The 18350-nt window shown below is 71.8% G+C and carries 20 protein-coding genes; 11 read left to right on the forward strand and 9 right to left on the reverse strand.

Annotated elements, in window-relative coordinates:
* Positions 1 to 64: 64 nt before the first annotated feature.
* The 3 genes from DRB89_RS30845 to DRB89_RS30855 all read left to right on the forward strand — a co-directional run bounded on the left by DRB89_RS30845 (position 65) and on the right by DRB89_RS30855 (position 1926).
* Positions 65 to 616: a hypothetical protein gene (locus DRB89_RS30845; RefSeq protein WP_112451570.1), complete on the forward strand. Its 552-nt coding sequence runs from the start codon at positions 65 to 67 to the stop codon at positions 614 to 616.
* Between the two features lie 834 nt (positions 617 to 1450).
* Positions 1451 to 1681: a hypothetical protein gene (locus tag DRB89_RS30850; RefSeq protein WP_112451569.1), complete on the forward strand. Its 231-nt coding sequence runs from the start codon at positions 1451 to 1453 to the stop codon at positions 1679 to 1681.
* Positions 1678 to 1926 carry a hypothetical protein gene (locus DRB89_RS30855; protein ID WP_112451568.1) on the forward strand — a complete coding sequence of 83 codons (249 nt, stop codon included), beginning with the start codon at positions 1678 to 1680 and terminating at the stop codon, positions 1924 to 1926. The genes DRB89_RS30850 and DRB89_RS30855 overlap by 4 nt, the downstream gene beginning before the upstream one ends.
* A 123-nt stretch (positions 1927 to 2049) precedes the next feature.
* On the opposite strand, the gene DRB89_RS30860 is transcribed toward DRB89_RS30855, so the two are convergent.
* Together DRB89_RS30860 and DRB89_RS45095 are read right to left on the reverse strand one after the other, a co-directional pair.
* Positions 2050 to 2775 (reverse strand): SMI1/KNR4 family protein, encoded by a 726-nt coding sequence (locus tag DRB89_RS30860; RefSeq protein WP_112451567.1) that lies wholly within the window; start codon positions 2773 to 2775, stop codon positions 2050 to 2052.
* Positions 2776 to 3233: 458 nt separating this feature from the next.
* Positions 3234 to 3539: a hypothetical protein gene (locus tag DRB89_RS45095; RefSeq protein WP_239516407.1), complete on the reverse strand. Its 306-nt coding sequence runs from the start codon at positions 3537 to 3539 to the stop codon at positions 3234 to 3236.
* A 547-nt stretch (positions 3540 to 4086) separates the two neighbouring features.
* On the opposite strand from DRB89_RS45095, the gene DRB89_RS30870 reads away from it, so the two are divergent.
* The 3 genes from DRB89_RS30870 to DRB89_RS30880 all read left to right on the forward strand — a co-directional run bounded on the left by DRB89_RS30870 (position 4087) and on the right by DRB89_RS30880 (position 6462).
* On the forward strand, positions 4087 to 4719 hold the full coding sequence (locus tag DRB89_RS30870) for a sortase (RefSeq protein WP_112451566.1): 633 nt from the start codon (positions 4087 to 4089) through the stop codon (positions 4717 to 4719).
* A 187-nt stretch (positions 4720 to 4906) separates the two neighbouring features.
* Positions 4907 to 5626, forward strand: a complete 720-nt coding sequence (locus DRB89_RS30875) for a class E sortase (protein WP_112451565.1) — start codon at positions 4907 to 4909, stop codon at positions 5624 to 5626.
* 41 nt (positions 5627 to 5667) lie between these two features.
* Entirely contained in the window at positions 5668 to 6462 is a 795-nt protein-coding gene (locus DRB89_RS30880) for a DUF3732 domain-containing protein (RefSeq protein WP_239516408.1), read from the forward strand.
* A 208-nt stretch (positions 6463 to 6670) separates the two neighbouring features.
* On the opposite strand, the gene DRB89_RS30885 is transcribed toward DRB89_RS30880, so the two are convergent.
* Complete coding sequence (locus DRB89_RS30885; RefSeq protein WP_112451564.1) at positions 6671 to 7378, reverse strand: response regulator transcription factor; 708 nt, start codon at positions 7376 to 7378, stop codon at positions 6671 to 6673.
* Positions 7375 to 8535, reverse strand: coding sequence for a sensor histidine kinase (locus tag DRB89_RS30890; RefSeq protein ID WP_112451563.1), 1161 nt, complete (start codon positions 8533 to 8535; stop codon positions 7375 to 7377). Before DRB89_RS30890 ends, DRB89_RS30885 begins: the two co-directional genes overlap by 4 nt.
* A 278-nt stretch (positions 8536 to 8813) precedes the next feature.
* Between DRB89_RS30890 and DRB89_RS30895 the strand changes: the two genes are divergently transcribed.
* Positions 8814 to 9713, forward strand: coding sequence for a hypothetical protein (locus DRB89_RS30895; protein ID WP_112451562.1), 900 nt, complete (start codon positions 8814 to 8816; stop codon positions 9711 to 9713).
* A 324-nt stretch (positions 9714 to 10037) separates the two neighbouring features.
* Positions 10038 to 10667 carry an HAD family hydrolase gene (locus DRB89_RS30900; protein ID WP_112451573.1) on the forward strand — a complete coding sequence of 210 codons (630 nt, stop codon included), beginning with the start codon at positions 10038 to 10040 and terminating at the stop codon, positions 10665 to 10667.
* 11 nt (positions 10668 to 10678) lie between these two features.
* Here the strand turns inward: DRB89_RS30900 and DRB89_RS30905 are convergent, their stop codons facing one another.
* The gene (locus tag DRB89_RS30905; protein ID WP_112453935.1) at positions 10679 to 10930 is read right to left on the reverse strand and encodes a hypothetical protein; all 252 of its coding nucleotides are present in this window, start codon (positions 10928 to 10930) and stop codon (positions 10679 to 10681) included.
* A gap of 239 nt (positions 10931 to 11169) precedes the next feature.
* On the opposite strand from DRB89_RS30905, the gene DRB89_RS46095 reads away from it, so the two are divergent.
* Complete coding sequence (locus DRB89_RS46095; RefSeq protein WP_112451574.1) at positions 11170 to 11553, forward strand: cold-shock protein; 384 nt, start codon at positions 11170 to 11172, stop codon at positions 11551 to 11553.
* Between the two features lie 56 nt (positions 11554 to 11609).
* Here the strand turns inward: DRB89_RS46095 and DRB89_RS30915 are convergent, their stop codons facing one another.
* The 4 genes from DRB89_RS30915 to DRB89_RS30930 form a co-directional block, all read right to left on the reverse strand.
* Positions 11610 to 12518, reverse strand: coding sequence for a 1,4-dihydroxy-6-naphthoate synthase (locus DRB89_RS30915; protein WP_112451575.1), 909 nt, complete (start codon positions 12516 to 12518; stop codon positions 11610 to 11612).
* Positions 12515 to 13240, reverse strand: coding sequence for a futalosine hydrolase (locus DRB89_RS30920; protein ID WP_112451576.1), 726 nt, complete (start codon positions 13238 to 13240; stop codon positions 12515 to 12517). The genes DRB89_RS30915 and DRB89_RS30920 overlap by 4 nt, the downstream gene beginning before the upstream one ends.
* Positions 13241 to 13253: 13 nt before the next feature.
* Complete coding sequence (locus DRB89_RS30925; RefSeq protein WP_112451577.1) at positions 13254 to 13739, reverse strand: DUF2771 domain-containing protein; 486 nt, start codon at positions 13737 to 13739, stop codon at positions 13254 to 13256.
* A gap of 164 nt (positions 13740 to 13903) precedes the next feature.
* Positions 13904 to 15286, reverse strand: coding sequence for an MFS transporter (locus DRB89_RS30930; RefSeq protein WP_112451578.1), 1383 nt, complete (start codon positions 15284 to 15286; stop codon positions 13904 to 13906).
* Between the two features lie 326 nt (positions 15287 to 15612).
* Here DRB89_RS30930 and DRB89_RS30940 point away from each other — a divergent pair, with 326 nt between their 5' ends.
* Both DRB89_RS30940 and DRB89_RS30945 read left to right on the forward strand, forming a co-directional pair.
* The gene (locus tag DRB89_RS30940) at positions 15613 to 16521 is read left to right on the forward strand and encodes a DUF3027 domain-containing protein (protein WP_112451579.1); all 909 of its coding nucleotides are present in this window, start codon (positions 15613 to 15615) and stop codon (positions 16519 to 16521) included.
* A 65-nt stretch (positions 16522 to 16586) separates the two neighbouring features.
* The gene (locus DRB89_RS30945; protein ID WP_112451580.1) at positions 16587 to 18341 is read left to right on the forward strand and encodes an ABC transporter permease subunit; all 1755 of its coding nucleotides are present in this window, start codon (positions 16587 to 16589) and stop codon (positions 18339 to 18341) included.
* Positions 18342 to 18350 lie beyond the last annotated feature (9 nt).

Raw genomic sequence — 18350 nt, forward strand, 5'->3', positions numbered from 1 at the left:
CAGCCGGATCACGCAACGGGGGTGGCGCGCGATGACGGAATCCGCTGTGGAGGCTCGGGCACGTATGGCGCGGAAGGTGGTCTGGCTCGTCGGCGCCGGCCTCATCCTCCTGATGCTGGGCGGCCTCGTACTGACGAGCAAGCCGTGGAACGCCGGCTGGTGGCCCGGCGTGAGCGAGGCGAGCGCAGTCGCGGGCCCGTGCGTCGTCCTGGCGGAGCCCGCGGAGCGGCTGACGCCTGGCAAGACGCCCGCGAGCTCCCCGTACGACAGGCCGGGCCGGACGGCCTGCACGGCGGGGGAGGTCACCGACGAGGCATCACTCCGGCTCGCGTACGAGAGGGAGGAGTGGTCGTTCATCCGCCACCCCGAGAGCGGTGTGACCGCCGCTCACAACAGGCTCGCGTCCCGCGTCGGCACGGACACAGGTACCTGGAAGCCGGTTTCGGGCCTTGGGGACGAGGCGTACCGGAAGGATTCACGAGGCACGTCGCAGATCCGGGCACGCAAGGGGAACGTCGTGGTCGATGTCTCCTACTCCGACAGCAACGGCAAGGCCGACCTGCCCGTCCAGGCCGAACGCGTGGCCCGCGCCGCGCTGGCGGAGATCGTCTTCTAGACCTCCTGCACCTCGAATCACACGGTCTTCCCCGGCCCGACCCGACCCGTACCGGCACACCCCTACTCCGACACTCCGAGGCCCGATCTCGTGCCCGCACCCCCTGAGAGCCGCCGAATCCGTGGGTTTTGGTGGATGTGCTTCAGAAGGCTGGCTACAGTCCTAAAGTGGCAGGTCAGTAAGCCCGCTCTCTGTACCTGCGGGGATGAACCCGCTCTCAACACGGCGGGCGGAGGCGTCGGTATCTGTTCCCCGCTGCTTCCCGGTTCACCGTCTCTGCGGGGTGAACCAGAACCTCTGGAAGCCACGGCCATGACGCACCAAGCACGTTGCTCCCCGCCTTCAGGGATGAATCCGTGAGTGTCGCGGGTGCTCGGAAGACGACCGATCGCTCCCCGCACCTGCGGGGATGAACCCTGGGTGCTGTACTCCTTGAACGTGTCCAGGAGGCTGCGCCCCGCAACCGCGGGGATGTCTCCGAGACTCACCAGTGGATCTGCGGCAACTTCGGTCGAGCCCTGCCTCTGCGGGGCATGACCCTTCGCAGTTCTGGGTGAAACGGCCCTTCTGCAGTTACTCCCCCGCACGCGCGGGGAACCTCCTGCCCGCAGCAACTGTGGCTGTGCCTCCGGCTGCTCCACGCCGTCCACTGTCCTGCGTAGCCCCTCGTCACGGCCGGCCGGCGCGTACCTGCCCACCGCTGCGACGGCGGTGCGACGGCGGTGCCGCAGGGTTCCGGGCACCCGTGCCGCATCCGCACGCACGGATGAGCAGCCGGGCGGGAAGCTCGCGCCTCGCGCCTACCCTTGCGGAAAGGAACAAGGAACGGGGGAAATGATCATGACGGTGAAAAAGCCGATGCCACCGATGGCGGGGCTGTGGATCTCCGGCGTCGTCGGGGTGGCGTGGTGCGGGGTGCTGGTGTTCTGGCTGTTGATGGTGCCGGAGCCGCTCGAGATGCCGGGCGGGCTGGTGCCGGCGATCATGGTGGCCGGCGCGGTCGCGCAGCTCGGCATGGCGGCCATGTACGCCGTGCGGTTGCGGCGGTTGGCGGGGTCGCGGTGACAGGCCGCGAGCGGGTGCCCGTCGACAACGCCGACCCCCAAACCTGGTACGCCCGGGGCCTGGTGCTCCTCGGCCTGGGCGGGATGCTGCTCCTGGTGGCGTGGCTGAACCGGCCGGCGGAACCGTGGCTGCTCCTGGACCTCATGGACGGTCTCGGGTTCGCGATCCTCGGCTTCGGCGCGCTGTCCTTCGCCGCGGGCGTGGCGCTGCGGCTGGTCCGTCGCCGTCGTCGCCGGCGCCGCTGAACGAAGCCCTCGACCGTGTGCGTACGAAGCCGACAGCGTGAAGGCGCCTCCGATCTGAACGGCAGCCCCTGGGCTGACTCCAACGATGGTGGACGACTCGGCTGACAGCAGTCCTGGACGCGGTCAGCGATCGTCGTCGAGCCAGTCGCCCGGGATCAGGTCACGAACACGGTCGAGGTCTTCCGCCGTCCGGCCACGGGCCAGAATGGCCATGCCGTCGTCGCGCAGGAGGGCATCCTGGCCCAGGAACCAGCGAATCGCGTGGTCTTCCTCGCCGAGGGGATACGGCGGGAACGGCAGCCGGACGCAGGTCTCCTCCAGCAGTTCGACGCTGTCGTCATCGGGCTCAAGGAAGTCGCACGGCTCTCCGTCGGCCTGGACGGACTCCGACAGAACGATCTCGACGAAGCAGAGGGAGAGACGCTCCAGCCAGCTTTCCCACCGCTCGGCGGTCTTGTCGGCCAGGTCCGACCGGATGAACACCGCAGGGTCGTCGTCCTGGAGGGTGTGGAGGAGGATGCCCCAGGAGGCGGCTCCCTGATTCTCGTGCCGGAAGACCAGGGCCTCCTTGGCATCGTCCACGTACAGCTCCGCCGGGCCGAGCAGCACATCGTGATTGCCGGTCAGGTCCCGGCGGCGCCCGAACAGCAGGTACGCCTCGCGCAACGCCGCCGGCAGCCGAACACCCAGCCTCTCCTCGGCCGCGGCCAGATCGGCCTCCGACCACCCGTCGCCGCTCTCCAGGGCGCCGGCCCAATGGGCAGCGAACCCCTGGATGAAGTCCCATGCACCACTGCGTCCTTCGACGCCGCCGGCGAGAGCCGCAGCGAGATCGAACTCTTGTTTCATGCTGAGACAATATCCGTGCCGCTCGTCAGCCCTCCCTCCCCCATGCCCTGACATGCGGACCCTGGTGTTCTCGGAACTCGGCAACACCCGACCGGGAGCGCGGCCGATCTCCTTCCGGCCCCTGGAAGCCGCCGAATCTGCGGGTTCCGGTGAAAGTGCCTCAGAAGGCTCTCCACAACCCTAAAGTGGCAGGTCAGCACGCCTGCTCCCTGCACCTGCGGGAATAGCCCTCCCGAGAATTTCGTGTGCGAGGTCGCCGGCGACTGCTTCCCGCGCCTGCGGGGCAGGTACTGACGCTGGGGCTTCTGCTCGCCCTGCCCGTCGAGTTCGCCGCCCGCGCCGCCTTCCGGCGCCGGGTACGACGGTACGAGGAGGAAGCCGGGCGCCTGCGTACGGAGGCGGAGCGGCTCCGCGACCGGCAGCGGAGCCTGGAAGGGGAGCTGCGGCGGCGGAAGGAGCTACTGCGGCTCGCGCGGATCCGGGAGGCGGAAGCCCAGCGCTTGCTGCGCCAGCAGGAGCGTGCGGCCCGCCGGAAGGCGTGGGAGGCCGGGCTCGAAGGCAGCAGCAGTGCCCGGAAGGCAGAGTTCGGCCCCGACGCCCGGGCTATAGACGGGGCTTCGGCGGCCGGGTTCGCGGAGATGGTGCGGCGGCTGCTGGAGCGGGACGGCCTGCAGGCCGAGGTCGTCGGCGGCCGCGGCGACCAAGCGGTGGACGTGCTCGCGGTCGACGCCGCCAACCGCACTCTCGCGGTGCCGTGCAAGCACACGGCCCGAGGCCGCAGGGTCGGCGACGAGGTCCTGTACCGGATCAACGGGACGGCCGGGCCCGTGTACGGGGCCGCGCAGTCAATGGTCGTGACGAACGGGTCCTTCACCCTCCTCGCGTGGGCGCAGGACGCCGACCACGTCTGCCAGGTCGTCGCGCTCACACCGCCGTACCTGAGCACGGACGGCTACCGCGCTGGGCGTACAACCCACCCAGGCCCCGCCTCCCACCCTGGAAGCGCCGCGTACGGGCGGAGGGGGCCCGAGCAAAGCGCAACAGGCATTCCAAAAAGGGGCCTGGCGGCCCTCACACACTGGGTGGAGCGGGAGGGCGCAGACCGAGCAGTGCCCAGCTCGGCCGGCCGTGGTGACCCGCGAGGAGTGCGGTACACGTCGGTACACGGTTCCGCCCGTGGGAACCGGCCTGTTGCGCCTCCTGGTTTCAACTGTCGGACGCCACCTTGCCGCACTCGGCCCGTATGCGACCCTGGAAGGGCCAACCGGGCCTGTTCGACCCCGCGCGGCCCGGCCGACCAGGGATACCGCTATGTCCCAGCGCGCGTTCCTCGACTCCCATGCCGTGTCGGCGGTGCTCACCAGCGCCGCCCTCGCCCTCCTGCTGACGACGCCCGGCGCGCCCGCGGCAGCGACCGGGTCGGCCGCAGCGGCGGGCCCGCAGTCAGCCGTGCTGTCGATTCCGGCCATCGGCGTGTCCGAGCTTCCCGTCGTCCCGTACCGCGGGAGCCCCGACGACTCGCCGGGCACTCGAATCCAGGACCGGGGCGTGGCCGCCAGTCCGCATGGTCCCGCCGGTGGCGTCGGCCCCGGCGAGGTGGGCAACTACATCGTCACCGGACACCGCATCGTGGCGGGCGGGCCACTGCGGGCGCTGCCGTCACTGCCAACGGGCGCGTCCGTCGTCGTGACCTCCGGCGGTGTGACCTACACGTACACGATCACCACTACCCGGACGACCTCTTTCCGCTCCCAGTCCGCCATGGCCGCGCAGCGCGCCGCTGTCCCCGGCTTCCCCGGCGCCGCCCCTACCCGCGCGATGATCACGGTGACCACCTGTCTCACGCCCGAGGACGATGCGGCAGGCAATCACTGGCGGGACGCGCAGAACAACCCCGAGCACCGCATCGACAAGATCGGCGTCCTCACAGCAACCACGTCCTGACCGTCACCACGCCCTGCCCCGTCCACGCCGCGCCTCGTCCTGTCCCGTCCCGTCCCGTCCCGTCCCCGGGAGGGCGAAGGTCACAGGTCCGGCCCTTATGAACCTCTTGCTCCGTATGTCACTCTGGCGGGCAAACCGGCTCGCGCCCCCTGCCCCGACGACCCCGCCGACCAGTACGGAAACGCCCATGCCCCTGCATTTCCCGTCCCGAGCCGCATCCGCCGTGGCGGCTGGCGCCATGGTCGTCCTGTTGGCGGCTTGCAGCACCACTCAGGCTGCCGCCGGCGCGGCGGCTCCCGCACCGCCGAAGATGGCAGCGGCACCCGCTTCGGCCCCGGCCGCCTCCGCCGCGCGGCCGTCCGAGCCACCGGTTACCTCCGTGCAGACCGAGGCCTCCGTCCTGTCCATACCCTCGGTGGGCATAACCGGGCTGCGCGTGATTCCCTACGAGGGCACCACCGACGATGCGCCCGGCACCCGTATTCAGGACAAGGGTGTGGCGGCCAGCCCATACGGGAAGCGTGGCGGAGTCGCGCCCGGCCAGGCGGGCAATTTCCTGGTCACCGCGCACCGCCTGTCGGCGGGCGGCCCGCTGCGTGACCTGCCCGCCGTGGCGAAGGGCGACTCGGTGCTCGTGACCGTGGGCGATGTGGTGTACACGTACGAGATCATCGCGAGCCGCAAGACGTCCTTCCGGTCAGAACGCTCGCTGAGCGAGCAGCGCGCCGCGGTCCCCGGAAAGCCGGGTGCGGCCCCGACCCAGGCCATGATCACGATCTCGACCTGCGCCACCCCGGAAGACCATGCCGAAGGCAACTTCTGGAGCGATGCCCAGGGCAATCCCGAGCACCGAATCGACAAGATAGGCGTTCTCCGCGAGACGACCGCAGCGCCGCCTGCCGGATAGTGCCGCCCAGCCCTCGCAGGGGCGCGGGCGGGCCCCTGCGCGTGCCCGGGAGGCGTTTTCACCGGCCGCGCGACCATGCCGTACGCCGTCGGGAACTGCGCGGCCGGCGCCCGGGCAGCAGCCTCCTGGGACAAGCTGAGGCCCAGGCCTACACCCGCTGCAGGATCAACGCCTACCTGGGCCAGATCAGCACCACAACCGGCAGCGGTCACCTCCAGCGTCTGCAGGCAGATGTCTCCATCGCGCAGCAACGTGTCCAAGGACGGGAAGAGCAGCTCGACAGCGAGGCCATCGACGACAAGCTCACCCACAGCCTCCGCTACGTCAGCGGCAAGATGACCAGCCACGCCCGGTTCCTCAGACTCGAGCACGGCGACGGACTGGTCCGCCTGAACCCGAAGAAGCTCACCGTCGTCACCGACACCCCTGACGGCATCACCGAACTGCTCCGCATCGGCAGCGGCAGCGGCAAGACCCATGTCTGCTACCACCTGGCCGCCCATCTCGCCGTGCACCAGTACTTCACCGCGAACAGCCGGCCCGTGCCCCGCCTCCTCATGCTCGACCGGCCGACCCAGCCCTACGGCCCCTCCGACACGGCCAAAGCACGAGGACGACGGGAAGACCTCGCCCTCGTCGAAGACCGTGCGACAGTCACCGGCCTCTTCAAGCTCATGCAACAGGTCGCCACCGAGCCGGCTCCCGGCTTCCAGATCATCGTCAGCGACCACGCCGACCTGCCCCACCGCTGGTACCAGGACTCCATCCGCTACGACTGGCGCGGCGGCGAGAACCTCATCCCCACCACCTGGCTCGACATCAACCCCACCCCGTAACCACCACATACCGAAGGCAGGTGACCCAGTCCCACCGGGGCAACGGGCAAAGACCCACACGGCGCGAGTGGAGCCCTCTGGCCCGATGGCATTGGAGGTTGGCTCCCTCCACGAGAACAGCGCACCAACCCACCAAGACTCACTGTCTCTCAAACCAATGTCCCGAACTCGAGATCGCATCGGACGGGAGTGCGCGCGGTGTGAGCCCTCAAGTCGGCATCAGGCCGCTCTGGTACGAGATCGCCACCGCTTGGGCCCGGTCGCGGGCGTCGAGCTTGGCCAGGATCCGCTTCACGTGGGTCTTGACGGTGGATTCTGCGAGGGAAAGCAGCTCCGCGATTTCCGTGTTGGACAGGCCGTGGGCGACCTGCCGCAGCACTTCGCGTTCGCGGGCGGTGAGTCGCTCCAGGCGGGCGTCGGCCGGCGCCCGCAGGCTCCCTGAGCGCGTGGGTGCGGGCTGGGCCGCAAGCCGGGTCAGGATGTCGCGGGTGACGGCCGGATCCAGCACGGCCTGACCGGCCGCGACGGTCCGTACGGCGTCGATGAGGCGTTCGGGGGACGCGCGTTTGAGGAGGAAACCGCTCGCGCCGGCCCGGATCGCGCTCCATACGTATTCATCGTGGTGGAACGTCGTCAGGACCAGCACCCGGGTCGGCAGACCGGCGGCCACGATCCGCCGGGTCGCCTCGACCCCGTCGATGCCGGGCATCCGTACGTCCATCAGGATGACGTCGGGGACGAGTTCGTGGCACAGGCGGACGGCCTGGATGCCGTCCGCTGCCCGCCCGGCCACCTCCAGGCCGTCCTCGGTCCCGAGGATCAGTTCGAGGCCGGCCTGGAGCAGGGCGTCGTCGTCGGCCACCACGATCTTGATCCGGTGCTCGTCGTTGGCCGCTCCGTCGGCGTGCCGGGTCATCGAACCGGAAGCGAGACGTGCAGGCGGAACCCGCCCTGCTCGCCCTGCCCGTGTTCGAGCCTGCCGCCCAGGATCGACACGCGTTCGGCGATGCCGAGCAGTCCTCGTCCGGGCTCGTAGCCGTTGCCTGCGCCCTGGCCGTCGTCGCTGACCTCGATGTCGAGGCGGTCCCCCACCCGGCGGACGGTCACGTCGGCGGATCCGGCGCGGGCGTGTTTGACCGTGTTGGTGAGCGCCTCCTGCACGATCCGGTACGCCGACATGTCGATGCTGCTGGGGAGTTCGTCCCGGCCGGGATCCACGTGTGCCGCCACGCTGATCCCGGCCTGCGCCATCCGATCCGTGAGACGGCTCAGGTCGTCGAGCTTCGGCTGGGATCCGGCCGGCGCGGTGCGGCGCAACAGGCCCAGGACCCGGTCGAGTTCCTCCAGTGCCTCGCGGCCGGAGTCTTCCAGTTGCCCGAGCACCTCGCGGGCGCGCTCCGGGTCGCGGTTGAGCAGTCGCCGGGTGGCGCCGGCCTGAATGAGCATCACATTGACGGTGTGGCCGACGAGGTCGTGCAGCTCACGCGCCATCCGGGCACGCTCCCCCGCGATCACCTCCTCGCGAAGCCGGAGTTGGGTCGCGTCGCGTTCCTCCAGGCGCCGCGCGGCGCCGAAGCCGATGGCCCAGACGAGGAGCCACAGGAAGAGCACTCCGGCCGGCACCACGGACCAGAAGTCGCGGTCCTGCTGTCCGGTGAAGTAGGCGATCATGCCGAGGAACGCGGCGAACGGACCGGTCCAGGCCCGGGTGCGGCTCGCGTGCAGGCCGAGGGAGTACAGGCCGATCAGGTTCGCGTACGGGGAGAGCGGGTTCTCCCGACCCCACAGCGCTTCGACGGACAGGGCCGCGGTACCCACCAGGTACGAGGCCAGCGGCGCGGTCCTGCGGCAGGCCAGCGGTCCGGCGACCGCCGCGGCAAACATGACGGCGCGCGTCGTGGGCGTGTCCGCCCCTTCGGTCGGCCCCAATTGTTCGACGAGCATGACGGCGAAAAAGGCCGCGGCGAGTACGACGTCCGCGGCGACGGGGCGGGCGATCAGCGGCCGGCCCGTCGGCATCCGCCACGCACTGGGGGGCCACCACGTGATCAGGTGCTTCGCGGGTCGGCGCATCTCTGCCAGGTCCTTCCAGCCGAGGGGGGCGGACTCCGCAAGCCGGCTGTCCCCCTTTGCCCTGTTGCCCGCACGTTAGCCGGGGACCGCGGGGTGCGCATCGTCCCCATGGGGTACGCGGCCCCCGGACAGCCACCCCTCCCGGGGTCCGCCGGATGCCCCTGGTAGGGGACGCGGCCGAGGCAGCTCGCTTCCTAGCGTGGCGAGCACGAACCGCACCCGCTCCTGGAGGACTCGTGAACCGCTCACCGGCAGTGTCACAATGGCATCGCCCCCTCATGCTGAACTCCGCGCTGATGTGTGCCATTTCGGTGTTCTGCGCCGTCGCCGCGCTGCTCGACGACCGTCAACTCCTGGGTGCATCCCTCTGGTTCAAACCGATGAAGTTCGGCGTGGCCTTCGGCATATACGGAGTCACGCTCGCCTGGCTCCTGAGCAGGCTCAACAAGGGGAGGCGGCTGGGCTGGTGGACCGGCAGCGTCATCGCGGTGGCCGGGGTGATCGACGTCTGCGCCGTCGTCTACGCCGCCGCCCACGGCACCTTCAGCCACTTCAACGAGAACACCGACGCCGTCGCCCGGAATGTCGCCGCAGCCTTCTCGATCGGCGTCATGCCGCTCCTCGTGGCCACCCTGGTCATCGCGACGCTGGTGCTGTTCCAGTCCGGCACCGACCGGGCACTCACCGTCGCCCTGGGCGCGGGGCTCACGCTCGCCGCCGCCGGCATGGCCGTGGCGGGCTGGCTCAGTACCCTTTCCATTGAGCCCCGTACGGTCCCGGACGCGGCCGGGAACCCGGTCGTGCTGAGCGGCGCTCACGGGATCGGCGATCCCGACGGGCGGGGGATGCCGCTCACCGGCTGGAGCCTGACCGGCGGAGACCTCCGCGTACCCCACCTCGTCAGCATGCACGCCATCCACGTCCTACTGCTGCTCATCGCCGTGATGCACCTGTACGGGACCCTCTTCCGCCGGCGGCTCGACGACGGGGTCCGGACCCTGCTCGTCGGTGCGTTCGCGTGCTGGTACACGGGGTTGTTCGCCGTACTCACCTGGCAGGCACGACGCGGCCAGTCCGTGGCGCACCCGGACCGGCAGACGCTGATCGCCCTCGGCACGGTGACGCTACTGACCCTCGCCGTGACCGCCCTCACCGCGCGGCGTTCGCGGCATGCCTGATCCGCCGGTCGGCGGGCGCCTAGTGCTGTGACCGGAAAGGTTCACCGGGTCTGATGCTGTGCTGGCAGGATCGCTCCGTGGATCTTTCTGAGGGGCTGGCTGAGTGGACGGATTGGGACGGTGCCGCCTTCGTGGTGGGCCGCTCGCTGACCCGCAGCCCCGGGGGTCTTGGGCGGAGCCCGGGGCTGCGGGTCAGGGCGGAGCCCCGGGCTCCGCCCCGCACTCCCGCGCCTCGAACGCCGGCGGGGCCGACGCACGGGGTCCGGGGCGGAGCCCGGGGGCCCTGGGTCGGGTCAGCCCCGCAGGGCTCGGCACAATGGCGGCATGAGCTCCGAGACGCTGCTGACCGTCGGATTCGACCTCGACATGACCCTCATCGACTCCCGGCCGGGCATCAAGGCCGCCTACCAGGCGCTTTCGGCCGAGACGGGCACGTTCATCGACGCCGACGAGGCCGTCACGCGCCTCGGACCGCCGCTGGAGCAGGAGCTCGCGCACTGGTTCGCCGAGGCGGAGATCCCCGCCATGGCCGACCGCTACCGGGAGATCTACCCCGCCCACGCCATCGGGCCGACCCCGGCGATGCCCGGCGCCCGCGAGGCCGTCCAGGCGGTCCGGGCGCTCGGCGGCCGCGCGATCGTCGTCACCGCCAAGCACGAGCCCAACGCCCGCCTGCACCTGGCCCACCTGGGCATCGAGCCCGACGCGGTCGTCGGCTGGCTGTGGGCGGAGGCCAAGGCGGGCGCCCTGCGCGAGTACGGCGCCCAGGTCTACGTCGGCGACCACGTCGGCGACGTACGGGGCGCACGCGCGGCCGGCGCCCTGTCGGTGACGGTCCCGACCGGCCCCTGCCCGGAGCCGGAGCTGCGGGAGGCCGGCGCCGACGTGGTCCTCGCGGACCTCACGGAGCTGCCGGCCTGGCTGGAGGAGTACGCCCGCACGCGGACCGCGTGAGGACGTACGCCCTACACCTGGGCCTGGGCCTGGGCCTGGGTCTGGGCCTGGGTCTGAGCCTGCGCCTGTGACGCGCGGGCGGCCGTGCGCTGCGCGGCCGCCGAGCGCAGCACGCCCGCCGCCGAGATGGCGAAGCCGACGCCCATGAGCATGCACACGGCCCACGCGTACGACGGGAACGGGTCGATGTCCAGGAGCAGCGGGGCCATCGTGGCGAGCGTGGCGACGGCGCCGGCGATGAAGACGATCCCGCCGGCCTTCACGAGCCCGTCGCCGGGGCGGGCCGCGTCGGGGTCGCCCGCGGTGTCGGTGGTGGCGCGGGCGGTGTCCGCGTGCTCGGGCTGAGGAGTAACAGTCACCCGGCCAGGGTAGTTCCCTGGCCGGAGCGGTCATCCACGAAGGACCGGGGAACGTCTTGTTCCCCGGAACCTGACGATTAGCCTGAGAGGTGCGGGTCGGTGACCCGCTCCACACCCGACGAGCACAAGGACAGAGGACGGACGTGCCTACCGGCAAGGTCAAGTGGTTCAACAGCGAGAAGGGCTTCGGCTTCCTCTCCCGCGACGACGGCGGCGACGTCTTCGTCCACTCCTCGGTGCTCCCCGCCGGGGTGGACGCCCTCAAGCCGGGCCAGCGCGTCGAGTTCGGCGTCGTCGCCGGGCAACGCGGTGACCAGGCGCTTTCGGTGATCGTCCTGGATCCGGCACCCTCGGTCGCGGCCGCGCAGCGGCGCAAGCCGGACGAGCTCGCCTCCATCGTGCAGGACCTCACGACCCTGTTGGAGAACGTCACGCAGCAGTTGGAGCGGGGCCGCTACCCCGACAAGGCGCACGGCTCGAAGATCGCCGACATGCTGCGCGCGGTGGCCGATCAGATGGACGTCTGACCTCTGCGTACGGCCGTGCCCCGGCTCCCGGGAGGGAGCCGGGGCACGCTCATGTCCTACGGGAAGTCCAGCGCACCGGGGGCGATGGCCGGAACAAGACCCTCCGCCGCCGCCCGCGTCAGCAGGCCGCGCACCGCCGCGTAACCGGCGTCGCCCAGGCCGGCCGTGAACTCGTTGACGTACAGCCCGATGTGCTGGTCGGCGACGGCCGGGTCCAGCTCCTGCGCGTGCGCCCGTACGTAGGGCCGGGAGGCCTCCGGGTCGGCCCAGGCCATCCGGACCGACGCGCGGGCGGACTCGGCGAGCGCGCGCAGCGCGTCCTCGCCCAGCGAGCGCTTGGCGATGATCGCGCCGAGCGGGATCGGCAGGCCGGTCGTGGACTCCCAGTGCTCGCCCATGTCGGCCAGGCAGTGCAGCCCGTAGTCCTGATAGGTGAACCGGGCCTCGTGGATGACCAGTCCGGCATCCACCCGGCCGTCGCGCACGGCCGGCATGATCTCGTGGAACGGCAGCACGACCACCTTGCCGACCCCCTCGGCCGGCAGCACGTCGGCGGCCCACAGCCGGAACAGCAGGTAGGCGGTGGAGCGTTCGCTCGGGACCGCGACCGTCTTGCCGGCCAGGCCCGCGGGGCCGTCGCCCGGTTCGCGGGTCAGGACCAGCGGCCCGCAGCCGCGCCCCAGGGCCCCGCCGCAGGGCAGCAGCGCGTACTCCTCCAGCACCCACGGCAGGACGGCGTAGGACACCTTCAGGACGTCCAGCTCACCGCGCTCGGCCATGCCGTTGGTGATGTCGATGTCCGCGAAGGTGACGTCGAGGGCGGGCGCGCCGGGGACCCGGCCGTGGGCCCAGGCGTCGAAGACGAAGGTGTCGTTCGGGCAGGGCGAGTACGCGATCCGTACGGGGCCCGCGGTGTTCTCGGAGGTCCCGGTGTTCCCGGTGTTCTCGGAGGGCGTGGCGTTCATGACGGGCCTTCCCGGGCGTCGAGTACGGGTCCCAGCGCGCGGAAGGCGCCGGCGAGCGCGGCCAGCGCGTCGCCGATCCGCCAGGCGGCGCGGTCGCGGGGACCCACGGCGTTGGAGACGGCACGGACCTCCAGGACGGGCAGCCCGTGCGCGGCGGCGGCCTCCGCGACCCCGAACCCCTCCATGGCCTCGGCCCCGGCCAGCGGATGGCGGGCCGCGAGGGCGGCTGCGCGGGCCGCGGTGCCGGTGACGGTGGAGACGGTCAGGACCGGTGCGAGCAGGGCCCCGGTGGCCTCGGCGGCGCGCGCGGCGAGCTCCGCGGGAGGCAGGTGCACGCTGCGGCCGAAGCCGAGCTCCGCGACGGGCAGGAAGCCCTGCGGGGTCTCGGCCCCCAGGTCGGCGGCGACGATGGCGTCGGCGACCACGAGGGAGCCGAGCGGGGCGGCGGGCGCGAACCCGCCGCCGATGCCGGCGGAGACGACCAGGCCGTAGCCGGGGCCGGGCGCGAGCGCCAGGGCGGTCGCGGTCCCGGCGGCCGCGGCGGCCGGGCCGACTCCGGCGACGAGGACGTCGAAGGATCCCCGGTGGTGGATGAGGTAGCCACCGGGGAGGGTGCGCGGCCCGGAGCCGGGGGTGTGGTCCGGATGAGGGACCGGACCGGGCAGGCCGCTGACGACGGAGTCGGCCTCCGCCGCCACCGCGGTCACGATGAGCGCGCGCACCTCGGGTACGTGCTTACTTGAGCTTGACGGTGAAGGCCCAGACGGCGAGGGGCTTGCCGTCCGGGGAGACCTGGACGATGTTGAGCTTCTTCGAGGCGGGGGCCTCGCCCTGGCCGCCGGTGAGGAAGAGGTCGGCGCCCGGGAAGCTGTCGTAGGTGTTGCTGGAGGGCTCGGTGATCTGCTGTCCGTCCAGGACCGCCTGCCACTTGTTGCCGTCCTCGACGACCTCGGGCTCGACACCCAGGCGCAGGGTGTCGCCGCGGCCGTACTCGATGGTCTTGGCGTCCTTCAGGTCGGTGAAGCACTCCTGGACCTTTTCGGCCGTGAGCTCCTTGCCGTCGCGGCAGGCGGCTTCGGCGGACACCGACGAGGTGCCGACCGTCACGGTCGCCAGCGGCGTCGGCTTGTCACAGGCGGAGAGGAGGAGGAGGCCGGCGGATACGGCTCCGAGGGCCGCGACGCTGCGGCGGCCCCTACCCGAGAAAAGCGGTGCGGTCATGAGCCGAAGGCTATCGGGCGGGTGCGCTGCGCTGCTGCACGGGGTGGTGTGGTGCGGCGCCGTGGCGCGAGCGGCCCCGGCCGCGCCGGGCTTTCGGGGCTCCGCCCCGGACCCCGTGCCTCAAACGCCGGCGGGGCTGGATCGGCGCCGGCGGGGCCGGGTTGCTACGCCACCCGTGGGCGAGAGGATGTGGACTGCTGGTGGCGGGGGGACGTGAGGACCCCGCGCAGGGCCATCGCCGTGCCCAGGGCCACCACCGTCGCGGCGACGGCCATGCCCAGGGCGCCGTTCAGGGGCAGGGCGATGCCGATCGCGCCGCCGAGCACCCACGCCACCTGGAGCAGGGTCTCCGAGCGGGCGAAGGCCGAGGTGCGCACCGCCTCGGGCACGTCGCGCTGGATCATCGCGTCCAGCGAGAGCTTCGCCAGGGCCTGGCAGAAGCCGGCCGTCGCGCCCAGGACGGCCATGAAGACCCCGCTGAAGAAGACCGCCGCGAGGACGGCGACCGCCAGGGTCAGGCACAGGACGGAAGCGATGATCACCTCGGGCGCGCGCGCCCGGAGCCAGGCCCCCACCGCGGTCCCGCACGCGTTGCCCACGCCCGCCGAGACGCCGACGATGCCCAGCGACACCGCCGCGCTCTGCCCGGCGAGCGGGTGCTCGCGCAGCAGGAACGCCAGGAAGAAGATCAGGAACCCGGACAGACCGCGCATCGAGGCGTTCGCCAGCAGCCCGCACAGCACCGGCCGGCTGACCGTCCGCAGTCCGGGCCGCTTCGAGTGCGCCTCGTGCGTGGACAGCCGGGCCCGCCGCTCGCCCTTGGCCTCGTCGACCTTGTGGGGCAGCGTGAACGCCGCGAAGGTGCCCCAGATGAAGATGGCGCACGCCCCGTACAGCGGCCACGGCGCCCCGATCGTGTGCAGGGCGGCGCCCACCGGCGCGGCCGCGCCGGTGGCCAGCAGGCCGGCCAGGGTGACCCGGGAGTTGGCCTTGACGAGCGAGAACCCCGGTGGGAGGAGTCTGGGGACCACGGCGCTGCGCACCACGCCGTAGGCCTTGGAGGCGACGAGCACGCCCAGCGCGGCCGGGTACAGCTCCAGGCCGCCCGTGGCCACCGCGCCCGACATCATCACGGCCAGCAGCGCCCGGGTGAGCATCGCGCCGGCCATCGCGGCCCGGCGCCCGTGCGGCAGCCGGTCCAGCAGCGGGCCGATCACCGGGGCCAGCAGGGTGAAGGGGGCCATGGTGATGGCGAGGTACAGGGCCACTCGGCCGCGTGCTTCGTCCGTGGGGACGGAAAAGAAGACGGTGGAGGCGAGCGCGACTGTGATCATCACATCACCGGCGCCGTTGATCGCGTGCAGTTCGATCAGTTTGCCGAGGCCGGATTCACCCGCCCCGTGGGCGTGCGTGGCCCGCCGGATCCCGCGCGCCGTACCGGTGAAGGGCAGGTGCAGGGCACGCCCGACGGCCCGGCCGGCCCGCCTGGCCGGTCCCGAGCCGTCATCGGACGACCGTACGGGTGCCACGTGGTCATAGTGCCCCACTCGGCCCCTCGTGACCCGCCCCGGCGCGGCGCGCGGGTGTGGCCGGTAGTGGGGTTGTCCGCGAATCGGACCTTGCATGTGGGCCGAAGGCCCCGGAGGAGGTAGCGTGCGTAGCGCGCCACCGGCGGTTGCTCTTGGCCGCGCGCCTCTTCGCGATCCCGCAGAATGGATCGCAGGTAGGTGCGCCCTGGAACCGATCGGGCGCGGACGTCGACGCGGCCCTCTGGTCCGCTCCGCCCGCGCTACGTAGGGACAGCCGACGGGTCGTTGTGGACGACAAGTACGGACGGCGCACTCGTGAGACGGCGTAGGAGAGAACGAGACCTGTGAGTGCTGCGACGACGCGAAGCCGTACCCCCGACCGCCTGTGCGTCGAGGCGGTAGACCTCGCCCGCACGGCGGCGGAGGAAGCGGCCGCACCCGGTGTGGTGGGAGAGCACGTATCCGCGGTCGCTGAGGGCGACAGGGTCGTCACCCACTTCTTCGAGTGCAAGGACCCCGGCTACCGGGGCTGGCGCTGGGCCGTGACGGTGACCCGTGCGTCCCGGGCCAAGAACATCACCCTCGACGAAACGGTGCTGCTCCCCGGCGACGACGCGCTGCTGGCCCCCGAGTGGGTGCCGTGGAGCGAGCGGCTGCGCCCCGGCGACATGGGCCCCGGCGACCTGCTCCCCACGGACGCCGAGGACCTGCGCCTGGAACAGGGCTGGTCGGGCGAGGACGCGCCGCCGCCGAACTCGGTGGTCTCCGCCGAGATGGCCGCACTGGTCGAGGCGGAGGACGCCGACGTCACCGACCGCACGGTCGTCCCCGTCCGCGGCTCCATCGCCTCCGTCGCGGAGGAACTGGGCATGCGCCGGGCGCGCGTGCTCTCCCGCTACGGGCTGCACAGCGCCGCCGACCGCTGGGACGAGTCCTTCGGCGCGAAGACCCCGATGGCGCAGGCCGCGCCCGCGTCCTGCGTCTCCTGCGGGTTCCTCGTCGCGATCGGCGGCTCGCTGGGCCAGGCCTTCGGCGTCTGCGCGAACGAGTTCGGACCGGCGGACGGCCGGCTCGTCTCCCTGTCCTACGGATGCGGGGGCCACTCGGAGGCCGCCGTGATGCCGAAGCCCCCGCGGCCGGCGCCGCCGGTGCTGGACTCCATGGCCTCGGACGAGTTCCACCTCCGCCCGTCCACCGACTCGGGCCCGGTCCCGGCGGCGGACCTCCTCGCGGCGGACCTCGGCCACTCGTAGCCCGGGCTCGCCCGGTTGGGTGACCCGGGGTGTGGGCGCCCGCACGGCGTGATCCGCTGGGCGGGATGAAGACCTCCGCCCGCCCCGAGACGGGCGCCGCCGTCCACACCGGTCAGGCGGCCCCCGCGCGCACCCGCCTGTCGTGGGTGGACTTCGCGGTGGCCGCCGCCGTCCTCGTGCTCGGGTACCTGATCCTCCAGGTCGGCAAGGGCACCACCGTCAACTTCGACCCCGCCGACGTCCCCGACGTGGACACGGACCCCGCGAAGCTCCCGTACTACGCGGCCCGCAGCGTCCTGCGCATGTTCATCGCGCTGATCGCGTCGGTGGTGTTCACCTTCGGGTACGCCTACGCCGCCGCCCGCAGCCGGCGGCTCGAACGGGTGCTGATCCCGCTCCTCGACATCCTGCAGTCCGTACCCGTCCTCGGGTTCCTGTCCGTCCTCGTCACGTTCTTCGTCGCCCTGTTCCCCGGGTCCCTGCTCGGCCTGGAGTGCGCGGTCATCTTCGCCATCTTCACCTCCCAGGCCTGGAACATGACCTTCGGGTTCTACGCCACGCTGACCTCCCTGCCGCGCGAACTCGACGAGGTCTCCCGCTCGTTCGGCTTCACCCGCTGGATGCGCTTCTGGCGCGTGGAGGTCCCCGCCGGGGCCATCGACCTCGTCTGGAACGGCATGATGAGCTTCGCCGGCGGCTGGTTCATGCTCGTCGCCTCCGAGGCCGTCTCCGTCTCCGGACACGACTACGCCGTCCCCGGCCTCGGCTCCTACGCCGGCACGGCGATCGGGGAGGGCGACCTCGGCAAGGTCGCCTGGGTCATCGTCGCCATGACCGTCACCATCGTCACCGTCAACTTCGTCTTCTGGCGGCCCCTCACCGCCTGGGCCGAGAAGTTCAAGAACGAGCAGTCCGAGTCCACCGAGGTGCAGCGCAGCTACGTCCTGGACTTCCTGCGCCGCTCCCACTGGCCCGCCCTCCTCGGCCGCGCCACCGCCCCCGCCCGCGAGGCCACCGGCCGGGCCGCCCGCGTACTGGGCCGGGACGACATGGCGCTGTCCGTGGACCCGGCCCGTCGGCGCACCGGCGACATCGTCTTCGCGGTCGTCGCCGGAGCCGTCATCCTGTGGGGCCTGTACGACCTGGTCGGCTACCTGCGGCGCGAGACCGGCCTCGGGGTCTTCGGCGAACCGCTGCTGCTCGGGCTGATCACCTTCGTCCGGGTGATCGTGCTGGTCGCCGCCGCCACCGTCGTCTGGGTGCCCGTGGGCGTCTGGATCGGCTCCTCGCCCAAGCTCACGAAGATCGCCCAGCCGGTCGTACAGGTGCTGGCGAGCTTCCCCGCGAACCTGCTCTTCCCCGTCGCGGTGTGGTTCTTCCTCAGGACCGGCCTGAACATCAACATCGGCTGCGTCCTGCTGATGGCCCTCGGCGCGCAGTGGTACATCCTCTTCAACGCCATCGCCGGCGCCATGTCCATCCCCTCCGACCTCAAGGAGGCCATGGACGACCTCGGCGTCCGCGGGCTCCAGCGCTGGAAGCGCCTGATCATCCCGGCCGTGTTCCCCTCGTACGTCACCGGCGGCATCACCGCCTCGGGCGGCGCCTGGAACGCCTCGATCGTCGGCGAGGTCGTCACCTTCGCCGGCACCACCCTCTCCGCGACCGGCCTCGGCGCGTACATCTTCCACGCCACCGAGGCCGGCGACTACCCCGAGCTGATCGCCGGCATCGCCGTCATGAGCCTGTACGTCGTCGGGCTCAACCGGCTGTTCTGGCGGCCCCTGTACCGGCTGGCCGAGCGCCGGTACTCCATCTGAGGAGCGCGC

This window comes from Streptomyces sp. ICC4, from assembly GCF_003287915.1.
In the GTDB taxonomy this organism is placed as follows: Bacteria; Actinomycetota; Actinomycetes; order Streptomycetales; family Streptomycetaceae; genus Streptomyces; species Streptomyces tritrimontium.